Below are 13224 nucleotides of genomic sequence, written 5' to 3' on the forward strand. Positions count from 1 at the left end.
CCCCTTCCTTTTTCGAGCCGTCTCTTTTCATTATATGATGGGATCGAATGAGAAACAAATGTTCTTTCTTTGATCAACAATCATACTTGTCTTTCTTTATCCATATAGTGTGATAAGGTGAGGTGATCGGAATGGATCCTGAACAGCCCTTTTTCCCAAACTTTATCAGCTGTTATTTTATTGCGCTTGGAGTGCTTCTCGGCGGTTGTTTAATCGGGGGGATCGGCGCCTATCTGTCGGGGCAGCCGCCTTTAACGATCATTACAAGTCTCGCAAACCGCCTGAAAATCTGGGCGCTGGTTGCGGCAATCGGCGGCACGTTTGATGCGGTCTACAGCTTTGAAAGGGGCATTATCGAAGGCAATACGAGAGACATCGTAAAACAGCTTCTCCTGATTCTTTCGGCGATGGGAGGAGCGCAGACCGGTTATCTGATCATCAACTGGCTCACACAGGAGCATATTTCCTCATGAGAATCCCTCCATATTATAAAAAGCCTGGGTGGCAGCGTTTTTTTGCGGGAATGATGTGCGGAGCCATCATCAGCTGGTTCGTGTTCCTGTTTACATACGGAACCTTTCAGGAGAAGCAGGTCGTCTTGATCAGGGAACAGAAAGAGCGCATCAATGATTTAAATGACCAGATCACCATTTACCGCGAGGATCTGCATAAGCTGAATGAAGACAATAAAAGAAAACTGCTGATTCAAAGCGTCGACGTCAAGCTGATCAACGGCAAGCAATACAAGCTGTCACAGCCGGACATGATGAACTTTGAGGAGCATATCCGGGATAACATTTCAGATGTCATTACAAAGGATATCGAAAGCGTCTACCGGACGAAGGAGCTTTTAAAGCGGACGATTGAAAATAAAGAGTATACGATAAACGATAAAAAGTACAAGGCGAAAGTCACCGAACTGACGATTTATACGCGGCTTTCCGTTGAAATCAAAATCTCTTTTTCCGAATAAAAATTATGGATTTTTTTTTACGATTCACATGCATTCGTCGCTTTTTTCCATATTTTAATTTAAACTGACAGTAAGCGATATGTAAGTTTTTTTAAAAAGGGAGGAAAGCAGAATGTACATTTACAGTTACCATCAGCTGGCAAGAGATAAAGTCAACCGGATCAAGCTGGGCTACTCGGCTTATGCGGAAACTGAAAGTCTCGCGTCCCTTATCAAAAAAGAGTTAAAGGCCCAAAACATCCATGTTTATGAGGATGTAACAGATATCGGATCATGGTTTATACCTGAATAAACAGCAGCTGTCGTGCGTAAAATGATCCGCTTACACTTTGCTGCTGTTTACTTTTTTGCAAGATGCAATGCAAGCGTTTGCAGTTAAACTGCACAAAAAAGAGGGACTTCCCCTCTTATTTGTTTTCTTTGCATATACGCTCCAGGTCAGCGATGACAAGATCAGCGTCTTTCCAGTCATAGATGGAAGCGCCGGCTGCGAGCGGATGGCCCCCGCCGTTGTATTTTTTAGCGACTTCATTGACAATCGGCCCCTTTGAACGAAGCCTTACCCTGATTTGATCGGCTTCCTCCACAAAAAACACCCATGCTTTGATCCCCGAAATATTGCCGAGCGTGCTGACAAGCTGTGAAGCTTCAGACGGCGTAATATTGTATTGATGTAAAATATCGCGGGTGATGAAAACCGACGCAACACCGTTTTCGGACAGAGAAACATTCTGGTAAATATAGCCATTCAGCCTCACAACATTTAATTTCGTCTCATATAATTGATCAAAAAGCGCCTGGGAAGAAAAAGGATACTCGATCAGCTCTCCGGCATATTTCAATGTCTTTTTTGTCGTGTTCGGAAATAAGAAGCGCCCTGTATCCCCCACAATGCCGGCATAGATCAGTTCGGCGCCCTTTGTTGGAAGCGCCCATCCCGCTTGTTCTTTACCCGCTAAATACAGTTCGTAAATCATCTCGCTCGTCGAGCTCGCACTCGTATCCACCCATAAAAGGTCGCCGTACCGGTCTTCATTCGGATGGTGGTCGATTTTGATCAGCTTGTCGCCCAGGTTGTAGCGCGAATCTGAAATTCTCGCTTGATTTGCCGTGTCGCAAACGATGACAAGTGCATTTTCATACACCGGGTCTTCAATCACATCTGGAGTATACAAAAAAGCGAGAGAAGGTTCAGGAGCTCCGACCGCGAAAATATTTTTTTCGGGGTAGGTTGCCCTCAGGATTTCCGTAAGGCCGCATTGGGATCCGTAGGCGTCAGGATCCGGTCTCACATGTCTATGTATAATGATCGTGTCATATAATGATATGGTTCTGATGATTTCTTTTTTCATGACGCGCCCCTTCTTTACTTTGTTTTTAACCATTAAATCATAATCTGTTGTTGGTGGAAAGTGAAAGTTATGACTTTTTATTGTAGAAAGCGAACCCGATTATGTATACAATGGGTTTGTAAAACTTACAATGGAGGATGTCGATTATGCCGTTTTTTGTTTTTTTTATTGTGGTTTCAGCGATAGCTTATGTGTACTTCAAAGTAAGGTATGTGCGCACCAAAAAAGCGGTTGAACGGGAATACTATTCGGCCAAGTCAAGCATGAGTCTGGGCCTGTTTATCATGTTCTTCGGCGCCAATCAGCTGATTTTAAACCGCGGCACGCTGGCTGTCGTCATCGGCGTTATTTTTATGCTGACCGGGCTCGGGAGCATGTGGGCCGGCTACAAGGCCTATAAGCACTATGTCCCTTTGCTTGCGAAAGAAAACGAACGGGAGAACGCATAAGCGAAAAGAGGGACACCGACCGCGTCCCTTAGCTTCTTTCCATCAGCTGAACCATCATCATCGCTTTGCCGACTAGAGCACCCTGGTGAAAAACTTCTATATCCATTTTCCCGAACTTTCTCCCGGCTTCGAGAATGTTCGGTTTTATTTCAATGACAGACTCCATTTGCACAGGCTTTAAAAAATAAATCGTCATGCTCTCTATCACGAGCTCGCCTTTTTTGCGCGACCGCAAAAAGCGGTTTGCAGCTTCGGTCAAAATCGTCGTAAACACGCCGTAGGAAATCGTCCCCAAGTGGTTTGTCATTTGCGGCGTTACTTCGTATTGATAGACCGGAGCCGGCTTGTTTTTGTCATGGTCCGATTCTTTGAAACCGCCGGTCACGATGTCATCGAGTTTTTCTCCGACCTGCGGCTGTTTTTGGATCATTTGAAGCGCCTTTAATACATCCTGCCTGCTGATCATGCCGATCAGCTTTTGCCGCTCGTCAACGACGGGAAGCACTTCGATCCCTTCCCAGACCATCATCTGCGCGGCTGAAGCAACAGACGTTTTTCCGATCACTGTAATCGGGTTTTTCGTCATGACTTTTTCAATCAATACACTGCGGTCATATCCGGCAACGTCCTTCGAAGTTAAAATGCCGTGGATTTTCATCTGCTCGTCAACGATGGGAAAGCGTCCGTGCCCAGTTTCAAAGTTTTTCTCATACCATCTTTCCAGCTTTTCATGAGGTGATAAGCAGACTGTTTTTTCTAAAGGAGTCAAAATATCCTCAACAAGCACGACTTCTTTTTTGATGAGCTGGTCATAAATCGCCCTGTTGATCATCGCCGCTACAGTAAACGTATCATAGCTTGTAGAAATGACCGGGAGCTCGAGCCTGTCGGCAAGCTCAATAATCTCCGGCTCCGTATCAAAACCGCCCGTCACCAGTACGGCAGCACCCGCTTCCAAAGCCTGGCGGTGCGCATCGATTCGGTTGCCGACAATCAGCAGGTTGCCCGCTCCGGTATATCTCATCATCGCATCAAGCTTCATCGCTCCGATGACGAATTTGTTGAGCGTTTTATGAAGCCCTGCTTTTCCGCCAAGCACATGGCCGTCAATGACATTCACCACTTCAGCATATGTCAGTTTTTCAATATTCTCTTTTTTCTTTTGCTCGATCCTGATCGTTCCGACCCTTTCAATCGTGCTGACAAACCCTTTATTCTCGGCTTCTTTTATCGCTCTGTAAGCAGTTCCTTCACTGACTTTCATTTCTTTGGCAATCCGCCTGACGGAGATTTTTTCGCCGACAGACAAAGAATCAATATATTTTAAAATCTGTTCGTGTTTTGTCGCCAATCGTTTCACCTTCATCCTCTGACTGCTAGATATATTTATTATAAATCGTTGTGCGATTGAACCGCAATCCGCCTTCACAACATCATGCCCGCCTAAGCCTTATCATCCTCCATCAGGAGAAGCGCTTTTTCAAGCCATGAGCAATAGCCTTTTTCCCGCTCAAGCGCCCGGGTCAATACAAGGTAATGGCCGAAATGAGGCGAGCGGAACGTTATTGAATCACCCGCTTCGCGCTTCAATTCATCGAGCTTGGTGTTTAAAAAAGCAGCTTTTTCCTGTCTCTTTTGAAGCTGATCGTTAAAAAGCCTTTTCGCTTCATCAGGTTCCATCGAAGAGATAAAATAAGCTTTCAGCATAAATTCATCTTTTACCGTATCTGGAACCGGCTTAAATTCCGTAAGCCACCCGTGAAGTTCACGCTTTCCGGCTTCTGTGATGGAATACATTTTCTTTTCTAATTTTGAGCCTTGGATCACCGTTTCAAATTCGATAAATCCTTCATCCGTCAGCTTTTTCAGCTCGGGATAAATCTGGCTGTGCTTGGCGCTCCAAAATTGGCCCAATTCGGCTTTAAACCGGCTTGTCATATCGTAGCCGCTCAAACTCCCATGATCAAGGAGCCCCAAAATCGCGTATTTCAATACCCTCATAATCACCCTCCAAGATGAATCCGATTCCTACATTATATCATGGTGGACATGTTTTGATAGGCGCATAACCGGTTCAACCGAAAAAAGGACCCGGATTCGGGCCCTCTAAAACAAATTTACTTAAATTCGATTGACTCACCGACCTCAAGCACTTTTCCGACGCCTCCAGGAAGGCTGTCCGCAAATGCATGCGGATCCTGTTCGATGACGGGGAACGTCGAGTAGTGAACCGGGACAACCTGTTTCGCTCTGAGCCATTCTGCGGCCAGTTTGGCGTCCTCAGGGCCCATCGTAAAATTATCGCCGATCGGCAAGAAGGCAAGGTCGATATGATTTAATTCACCGATCAGCTTCATATCTGAGAAAAGCCCGGTGTCGCCGGCATGAAAAATCGTCCTTCCTTCCACAGTCAGAAGGATCCCCGCCGGCATGCCGGTATAGACGATCTTTTGGCTGTCTTCTTCCGTATAAGCCGATCCGTGGAAAGCCTGCGTCAGCTTGACTTTTCCAAAATCGAACTGGTGGGAGCCGCCGATGTGCATCGGATGTACATTCAGGCCTTTCCATCCTAGATAGACCGCGAGTTCATTCGGAGCTACAACGAGCGAATTGTTTCGCTTGGCGATTTCGATGGTATCGCCGACATGATCGTTATGTCCGTGAGTCAGCAAGATGACGTCCGCTTTGACATCTTCGGGCTTTAAATCGGTTAATGAGTTTCCTGTAATAAACGGATCGAAGATCAACTGATGATCTCCCGTATCAACTGTTACCACTGAATGACCATGATATGCCACTTTCATCATATCCACCCCTGATTTTTTTAATTTCGCACGTCTAGAGAGAATGACGGTTAATCACATTCAAGCCGCCTGTGGCTTCAATGACTGTTCCCGTAATGTAGTCGGAATGTTCATCGCATAGAAAAGTGATGATCCTTGCGATGTCTTCACCGGTTCCCGACCTGCCGATCGGCGTTTCCTCATCAAGTGACGCCCTCGCTTCTGAAATCGAGGCCTCTTTCATATCCCCGACAATGTTGCCTGGACAGACCATGTTGGCTGTGATGCCGGAGCCCGCTTCTTCAATGGCGATCGTCTTTGTTAAAGAAGCCAGCCCTACTTTTGCCGCTCCAAAAGCGGAACGATGCAGCCAGCCAGGCGCATGGTCGGCCCCCTGAAATCCGTAAGTGATGATTCGGCCGAACCGCTGGCGCCTCATGATCGGAACAACCGCTTTAAACAGATGGAAGACAGAGCTTAAGTTGCCTTCAAGCATGTCATACCATTCATCATCAGTATAATCCGCAAGCTTTTTTCGTTCAAATATGTATGGGCCGGCATTATTGATCAGAAGATCAATTTTTCCAAATCGCTCAAGAGCGGCATTCACCATCCGGAGCAGGTCTTCTTTCCTGGTGACATCACCCTTAACAAACTGCAAACGGTCAAGGGATGACCGCCATTTTTCTTTGAGGCGGCGGACAGCTTCTTCGTCTTGCCTGTAATTCACCGTCACTGAGTAGCCTTTTTCAAGCAGGGCTTCCGTCACTTTACGCCCCAAACCTTTTGAACCGGCAGTAATTAACGCATGGCGCACATCTTTCCCTCCCAGGCATTGGTTCTCGGTATTCGCAAATGATTGCATTAATCTACCTATACTTTACTACAAAACCCTTAGGATATCACATTTGGAGCATCGGGAAGTTTCAATCGCCGCTGGAATACAATCGACAGACGGAAGAAAGCTGAAGCCCGCTCTTACGGGCTCCAGCTTTCTATTGTTTATCTGCGTCAGCTAACGGCTGTGCGTCATCGTGCGCGACAAACCCGCTGAAATAAGCATCAGAGATCTGCTGAACGGTTTCTTTATCTCCGTCGGCATCATACATATATCCGTGTTTTGACTGATCTTGTTTCATTGCCACACCCCTTTTCGATTCACAAATTTATTTTGCGTATGAAGCCGCACAGTTATGAATCGAATCGGGAAGTGTTAAAAATTGTTCAAACACTGCTTCGCCTTTTGAATGGCTTCTGTCACCTTTTTGAATCCCGTCCCGCCTTCGCTCATTCTTTTTTCGACGGCATGGTGCGGGTCGAGCACGATGTAGACGTCTTCTTCAAACAGCCCGCTTGCCTTTTTGAACTCTTCAAACGGCAGGCCGCTGAGATAAATGCCCTTTTCGATGCAGGTGAAGACAAGTCTTCCGACGACTTCGTGCGCTTCTCTGAAGGGCATGCCCTTTTTCGCCAGATAGTCGGCAAGTTCAGTTGCATTTGAAAAATCCTGCTCCGTTGCTTTTTTCATCATATTTTTGTTCACTGTCATCGTTTTAATCATGCCGGCAAAAATCTCAAGGCTTCCTTCGACCGTTTTCACAGTATCAAACATACCTTCTTTGTCTTCCTGCAAATCTTTATTGTATGCTAACGGGAGCCCCTTCATAATCGTGAGGAGTCCGATCAGATCACCGTATACGCGTCCTGTTTTCCCGCGGATGAGCTCCGCCATGTCCGGGTTTTTCTTTTGCGGCATCATGCTGCTTCCCGTCGCGTAGGTGTCATCAAGCTCAATGAATTTAAATTCCTGCGAGCACCAAAGAATGATTTCTTCGGAGAATCTTGACAGATGCATCATCAGAATGCTGCTCGCGCTTAAAAATTCAAGGATGAAATCCCTGTCGCTGACGCCGTCCAGGCTGTTTTCATATATCGAATCAAAGCCGAGCAGGTCTGCGGAATATTCACGGTCGATCGGAAACGTCGTTCCGGCGAGCGCCCCGCATCCGAGAGGAGACTTGTTAATCCGCTTGAATGAATCATGATAGCGTTCTTTATCGCGCTCCAGCATCCAGAAATAAGCCAGCAAATGATGCGCGAACGAGATCGGCTGGGCCCGCTGCAAATGGGTGTATCCCGGCAGTATCGTCTCCACGTGTTCTTCCGCTTTTTCGATCAGAACGTGTTGAAAAGCCGTAATCAGCTCGATGATATGCTCAGTGTGCCCTTTTAAATACAGGTGCATATCCGTCGCCACCTGGTCGTTTCGGCTTCTGGCCGTATGAAGCTTTCCGCCGAGCGGCCCGATTTCATCAATGAGCATTTTTTCTAGGTTGAGGTGAATATCTTCGCAATCGACTGAAAAATCGAGTTCGTTTTTTTCCGCTTTGTGCAAAAGGGATGTCAGGCCTTCCTTTATTTTGACCGCTTCTGCTTCGGTTAAAATGCCGCATTTTTCAAGCATGGAAGCATGAGCGAGAGACCCTGCGATATCTTCTTTTACAAGCGTTTTGTCAAAGTGGATCGATGCGCCGAACTCATCGACCCATTTTTCCGGTGTTTTTTGGAACCGGCCTCCCCACAGCTTTTTCATGCTTTAATCTGCTCCTTTTTTTGGACGATGCTGTTTACTTTCGTCGGCAGTCCCCACAGCTCGATAAAGCCGACTGCAGCGTGATGATCGAATGCATCGTCTTTTGTATACGTCGCAAGCTTTTCATCATACAGGGAGTATTCGGACTTACGCCCTTCAACGATCGCATGGCCTTTAAACAGCTTGACGCGGACGACGCCCGTGACATGCTTCTGCGTTTCTTTCAGGAAACCGGAAAGCGCGTCTTTAAGCGGAGAAAACCAGAGGCCGTTATAGATCACTTCAGCCATTTTTTGTTCGATTATAGGTTTGAAATGCGCCACTTCTTTTACCAATGTCAAATCTTCAAGCTCCTTGTGCGCCTTAATCAAAGTCATCGCGCCCGGGCATTCGTAAACTTCGCGCGATTTGATGCCGACAAGGCGGTTTTCAACATGGTCGATGCGCCCCACTCCATGTGCGCCCGCCAGTTCATTCAGCTTTAAAATCAAGTCTGACAGCGGGTAGTGAGTCCCGTCAATGGATACGGGAACGCCTTCTTCAAAAGCGATTTCGATCACATCAGGAGTATCCGGTGTTTTTTCAAGAGGCTTCGTCAAATCATACGCTCCTTCAGGAGGCGCGGCCCAAGGATCTTCCAGGACTCCGCATTCATTGCTTCTGCCCCACAGGTTCTGGTCGATTGAATACGGGCTGTCAAGATTGATCGGAATTGGAATGCCATGCTTTTCTGCATACGCGATCTCTTCGTCGCGAGACCATTTCCATTCGCGCACAGGTGCCAGCACCTCCAAATCCGGATTGAGCGATTTAATCGACACCTCGAAGCGCACTTGGTCATTCCCTTTGCCTGTGCAGCCGTGAGCCACGGCTTGCGCGTTTTCTTTCTCAGCCACTTCGACGAGCTTTTTGGCGATCAGCGGTCTGGACAGGGCTGATACGAGCGGATACTTTCCTTCATAAAGCGTGTGGGCCTGGAGGGCGGTCAGCGCAAACTCTTTCGCAAATTCTTCTTTTGCATCGATAACATAAGAATTAGAGGCTCCGACTTGAAGCGCTTTTTGCTGAACAAAGGCGAGATCCTTTCCCTCTCCGACGTCAAGGCAGCAGGCCACTACATCATATCCCTGTTCCTGAAGCCACTTTATCGCGACAGAAGTATCAAGTCCTCCTGAATATGCTAATACCACTTTTTTCTTTTGCGTCATTTCGAAAAACTCCTCTCATCTCGGTGCTCTTTTGTATAAAAATAAGTTTTATTTAATAAAAATACATTTAATATGTATACACTTTAACAAGGAAGTCTGGTTTTTTCAACCTTTTTATAAAAAAAACTTCATTCATTTTTTATGAATGAAGTTCAGTGCATATTCAGCGTTCGGCCGGAAGGCTTTCCGGCCTTACTTTTTCATATCTTTTCTCAGTTCTCTGATGACATGGGCAAGCTCAGGCACAATCAGCTTTGACATTGCAAGCTTTACGGCACCGCTTGAACCCGGTGTTGCAAATACGGCTTTGTTTTGAATAACACCTGCTGCAGCCCTTGAGAGGATCGCAGCCGCTCCGATATCCTCTGTATAACTCAGCATGCGGAATATCTCCCCGAACCCCGGAATTTCTTTCGAAAAAAGAGGAACGATCGACTCGATTGTTACATCTCTTGAGGCAATGCCAGTCCCTCCGTTTAATAGGACGGCATCGATCCGGTCGTCGAGACAGCCTTTCAGCACAGCTTTTTGAATTATTTCCTTTTCGTCCTTTACAATCTCATAGGAAACGATCTCATGACCGGCTTCCGCTAAAAACTCTTTCATGAGCCGGCCGCTTTTATCCGTGTCTTCCGTTCTTGTATCGCTGACAGTAATGACTTTGCAGTTGACGCAGTCCGGCGCTTCTTTTTTATGCTCTTCAACACTCATGGCCATACAGCCTCCTTTATACAGTCTTTTTTCATTATAAAGGGGAAAATGTATAAAAAAACAGCCCTCCTTGAAAAGAGAAGGCTGTTTTTTTATTTTTAGTGTGCCAGTCTGACGACGTCTCTTGCAATCATTACTTCTTCATTCGTCGGAATGACGATGACTTTTACAGGCGAATGCGGGTAGCTGATAAACGCTTCTTTTCCGCGGACGTTATTCAAGGCAGGGTCCCAATAGACGCCCATGAATTCCAAACCATGAAGAACGCGCTCTCTGACTTCAACGCTGTTTTCCCCGATGCCGGCAGTGAAAATAATCGCGTCTACTCCGCTCATTCGCGCTGCATAAGAACCGATGTATTTATGAATTCTGCTTGCGAATACTTCGAGTGCTGTTTCCGCACGTTCATTGCCTTCTTTAGTTGCTTCAACGATATCGCGCAAATCGCTTGAGAATCCAGAAATACCCAAAAGACCGCTCTTCTTATTGAGCGTGTTCAGGACTTCGTCGGCTGTTTGACCCGTTTTTTCCATAATGAACGGGATAAGCGCAGGATCGATGTTACCTGAACGCGTACCCATCGCTACACCTGCAAGCGGTGTGAAGCCCATTGATGTATCGATTGATTTGCCGCCTTCAACAGCTGCGATGCTCGCTCCGTTTCCAAGGTGGCAGGAAATCAGGCGAAGTTCTTCAATCGGACGGCCAAGCAGCTCTGCCGCGCGTTCAGTCACATATTTATGAGATGTACCATGGAAACCGTATTTACGGATGCCGAATTTCTCATAATATTCATATGGCAGACTGTACAGATAAGATTGTTCCGGCATCGTTTGATGGAATGCCGTATCAAAAACGGCCACGGCAGGAACATTCGGAAGAACTTCTTTAAACGCTTTAATTCCGACAATATTGGCCGGGTTATGAAGCGGTGCAAGCTCTGAAATCTCTTCGATCTCATGGATCATTTCATCCGTCAATAAAACGGAGTCGCTGAACTTTTCGCCGCCGTGTACGACGCGGTGACCGATTCCGTCGATTTCATTTAAATCCTTGATAATGCCGAATTTTGTCAGTTTATCCAGCAGCATTTTTACAGCTACGGAATGATCCGGAATATCTGTTGTTTCAGTCTTTTTTTCGTCGTTGACGGAAATCGTGAAGATGCCGTTATCCAGCCCGATTCGCTCAACAAGGCCTTTTGTTAATACTTTTTCGCTGGGCATTTCGAACAGTTGAAATTTCAGTGATGAGCTTCCAGCATTGATTGCAATAATTTTGGACATAAAATGACGCTCCTTTTTACCTATAGTCCGGTGACATTATGTTCAACCCGGAACATAAAAAATATGTATAAAATCGTTCTTAGTAAATTCAAAAAATATCTGCCTTTCTCATTTAAACACTCAAAAGAGTGCATTTCAAGTCACGATCCGACATGTTAACGCTTTCACTAAGAAATTATTATTTTCTGAATATAAAAATAGATCAGAGAATATATCTTCTCTGATCTGCTTATCTTTTTTCAGCCTGGAACCAGCTGTCGAGTTTGGCTGTCATGTTCAGCATCGCATCCTGATTGGCGAATGACGGGACTTGCGCGAGCAGAACCTGTTTAGGCGCTTTCGCCTGTTCCCCATGCTTTTGTAAAACCAAAATGCTCTTCGCGTGTGCTTCATCTTTGAAAATGGACAGCGGAAGCTGAAGCACTGCATTAATATGCGCATTGTTCTTTAAAAAGGTACGCAGCTTTTCGCTTTGACCGCTTTCAAACAAATGGTTCGGAATCATAAAAAATAAATAGCCGCCCGGTTTCGTATAGGTCAAGCTTTGTTCAATAAACAAATGGTGTGAAAAAGAGTGGCCTTCATCTGCCTTTAATTCGAAAGCGCGCGCACTTTCGTCATCAGGATAATATCCGACAGGAAGATCGCAGATGACCGCATCGGCATGTTCCATAAAAATCGGCTGCAGGCTGTCCTGGTTAAAAAGCTCGATTTCCTTTTCCTGCAGGTTTGCCTGGACATAGGCCAGCTTGATCAGGACGTCATCAATCTCTGAGCCGAACGCTTTTCCCGCTTCCTCAGCCAGCTGGTTCAAAACGGCAAGCAGCAGGTTTCCAGTGCCGACCGCCGGATCAAACAGCGTCAATCCTTTTTTCCGCTCCATAAATTTGTTCACAAGATATCCGATAAATAATCCGATCGTATCGGGCGTCATCTGCCTGTTCGGATGAGGAATATCTTTCTGGCCTTTCAGTATGGCAAGCTGGAAGGCTTTCCGTATCGACTCATGACTGCACTCTGAAAAGCGCGCACGGCCGATCAGATCCTTCACCTTTTGTTCGGCTTCTTCGGAAAGCCCGCGGTCCGCAGAACCTGTAAAGAATGCCTCTCCGGCTTCCGCCAATCCTTCTATGTAAGGGATCTGCCGATCGCGTGCGATGACTTCCGCTCCTTTGTCAAGCCATTCATAAATCGTTTCGACTGGATAGTTTTGCATGATGATGTCTCTCCTTATCAAAAAATCAAAGCCATGAAAAGAGCTCCGGCAAGATGAACACCTGGAGCCCTTTTATGAGTTGAATTTACTTAACGAGTGATTTGGCAGCTTCGATGGCTTTGTCGTAGTCCGGATGGTTTGTCGCTTCGCTGACGTATTCAGTGTAGACAACTTTTCCGTTTTCATCTAAAACAAATACGGCGCGGGCAAGCAATCTCAATTCTTTAATGTAAACCCCGAATGCTTCCCCAAAAGACATCTCCCTGTGATCTGACAATGTTTCCACATTTTCAATTCCGTTTGCTCCGCACCAGCGCGCCTGTGCAAACGGCAGGTCAGCGCTGATCGTATACACTTTCACCGAACCGAGGCCTGCGGCTTCTTCGTTAAAGCGGCGGGTCTGTGCGTCACAAACACCTGTATCGATAGACGGAATCACCGAAATAACCGCCGGTTTGCCTTTGATGTCCTGAAGTGTGACTTCCTCAAGCGAATTGGACAAAACCGTGAAATCAGGCGCCTGGTCTCCGACTTTCACTTCTGAACCCACCAGTGTCACCGGGTTTCCCTTAAATGTAATTGAAGCCATCATCATTCCTCCTTCATTTATGTATGACTCTACTATAAAAGAGTTTAGGACAAACTGCAAAGCT

At 46.3% G+C, this 13224-nt stretch carries 16 protein-coding genes; 4 read left to right on the forward strand and 12 right to left on the reverse strand.

The features are described 5' to 3' along the window. Positions 1-131 precede the first annotated feature (131 nt). The 3 genes from TRNA_RS36710 to TRNA_RS36720 all read left to right on the forward strand — a co-directional run bounded on the left by TRNA_RS36710 (position 132) and on the right by TRNA_RS36720 (position 1265). The gene (locus TRNA_RS36710) at positions 132-473 is read left to right on the forward strand and encodes a YtrH family sporulation protein (protein WP_003184343.1); all 342 of its coding nucleotides are present in this window, start codon (positions 132-134) and stop codon (positions 471-473) included. Continuing rightward, the gene (ytrI, locus tag TRNA_RS36715) at positions 470-973 is read left to right on the forward strand and encodes a sporulation membrane protein YtrI (RefSeq protein WP_003184345.1); all 504 of its coding nucleotides are present in this window, start codon (positions 470-472) and stop codon (positions 971-973) included. Before TRNA_RS36710 ends, ytrI begins: the two co-directional genes overlap by 4 nt. A gap of 112 nt (positions 974-1085) precedes the next feature. Then, positions 1086-1265, forward strand: a complete 180-nt coding sequence (locus TRNA_RS36720; RefSeq protein ID WP_003184347.1) for a hypothetical protein — start codon at positions 1086-1088, stop codon at positions 1263-1265. Positions 1266-1380: 115 nt separating this feature from the next. On the opposite strand, the gene TRNA_RS36725 is transcribed toward TRNA_RS36720, so the two are convergent. Further along, positions 1381-2325: a DHH family phosphoesterase gene (locus tag TRNA_RS36725; RefSeq protein ID WP_011198191.1), complete on the reverse strand. Its 945-nt coding sequence runs from the start codon at positions 2323-2325 to the stop codon at positions 1381-1383. Between the two features lie 146 nt (positions 2326-2471). On the opposite strand from TRNA_RS36725, the gene TRNA_RS36730 reads away from it, so the two are divergent. Continuing rightward, positions 2472-2774, forward strand: coding sequence for a YtpI family protein (locus TRNA_RS36730; protein ID WP_003184352.1), 303 nt, complete (start codon positions 2472-2474; stop codon positions 2772-2774). Positions 2775-2802: 28 nt separating this feature from the next. On the opposite strand, the gene TRNA_RS36735 is transcribed toward TRNA_RS36730, so the two are convergent. The 11 genes from TRNA_RS36735 to tpx all read right to left on the reverse strand — a co-directional run bounded on the left by TRNA_RS36735 (position 2803) and on the right by tpx (position 13160). Then, entirely contained in the window at positions 2803-4125 is a 1323-nt protein-coding gene (locus TRNA_RS36735) for a CBS domain-containing protein (protein WP_011198192.1), read from the reverse strand. Between the two features lie 92 nt (positions 4126-4217). After that, on the reverse strand, positions 4218-4775 hold the full coding sequence (locus tag TRNA_RS36740; RefSeq protein ID WP_003184355.1) for a PadR family transcriptional regulator: 558 nt from the start codon (positions 4773-4775) through the stop codon (positions 4218-4220). 116 nt (positions 4776-4891) lie between these two features. Continuing rightward, positions 4892-5578, reverse strand: a complete 687-nt coding sequence (locus TRNA_RS36745; RefSeq protein ID WP_009329370.1) for a metal-dependent hydrolase — start codon at positions 5576-5578, stop codon at positions 4892-4894. A gap of 34 nt (positions 5579-5612) precedes the next feature. Continuing rightward, complete coding sequence (locus tag TRNA_RS36750) at positions 5613-6374, reverse strand: SDR family oxidoreductase (protein ID WP_009329371.1); 762 nt, start codon at positions 6372-6374, stop codon at positions 5613-5615. Between the two features lie 178 nt (positions 6375-6552). Further along, complete coding sequence (locus TRNA_RS43925; protein ID WP_003184361.1) at positions 6553-6696, reverse strand: hypothetical protein; 144 nt, start codon at positions 6694-6696, stop codon at positions 6553-6555. A 74-nt stretch (positions 6697-6770) separates the two neighbouring features. Continuing rightward, complete coding sequence (gene argH, locus TRNA_RS36755) at positions 6771-8150, reverse strand: argininosuccinate lyase (protein WP_009329372.1); 1380 nt, start codon at positions 8148-8150, stop codon at positions 6771-6773. Further along, the gene (locus tag TRNA_RS36760; protein ID WP_003184365.1) at positions 8147-9358 is read right to left on the reverse strand and encodes an argininosuccinate synthase; all 1212 of its coding nucleotides are present in this window, start codon (positions 9356-9358) and stop codon (positions 8147-8149) included. The genes argH and TRNA_RS36760 overlap by 4 nt, the downstream gene beginning before the upstream one ends. 192 nt (positions 9359-9550) lie before the next feature. Further along, positions 9551-10069, reverse strand: coding sequence for a MogA/MoaB family molybdenum cofactor biosynthesis protein (locus TRNA_RS36765; RefSeq protein WP_011198193.1), 519 nt, complete (start codon positions 10067-10069; stop codon positions 9551-9553). Between the two features lie 98 nt (positions 10070-10167). Beyond that, complete coding sequence (locus TRNA_RS36770; RefSeq protein WP_003184371.1) at positions 10168-11355, reverse strand: acetate kinase; 1188 nt, start codon at positions 11353-11355, stop codon at positions 10168-10170. Between the two features lie 229 nt (positions 11356-11584). Then, a complete protein-coding gene (locus TRNA_RS36775; protein ID WP_003184373.1) occupies positions 11585-12571 on the reverse strand; it encodes a class I SAM-dependent methyltransferase in 987 nt (328 codons plus the stop codon). An 85-nt stretch (positions 12572-12656) separates the two neighbouring features. Then, complete coding sequence (gene tpx / locus TRNA_RS36780) at positions 12657-13160, reverse strand: thiol peroxidase (RefSeq protein WP_011198194.1); 504 nt, start codon at positions 13158-13160, stop codon at positions 12657-12659. Positions 13161-13224: the final 64 nt, after the last annotated feature.

The organism is Bacillus licheniformis DSM 13 = ATCC 14580, assembly GCF_000011645.1.
Classification (GTDB): domain Bacteria; phylum Bacillota; class Bacilli; order Bacillales; family Bacillaceae; genus Bacillus; species Bacillus licheniformis.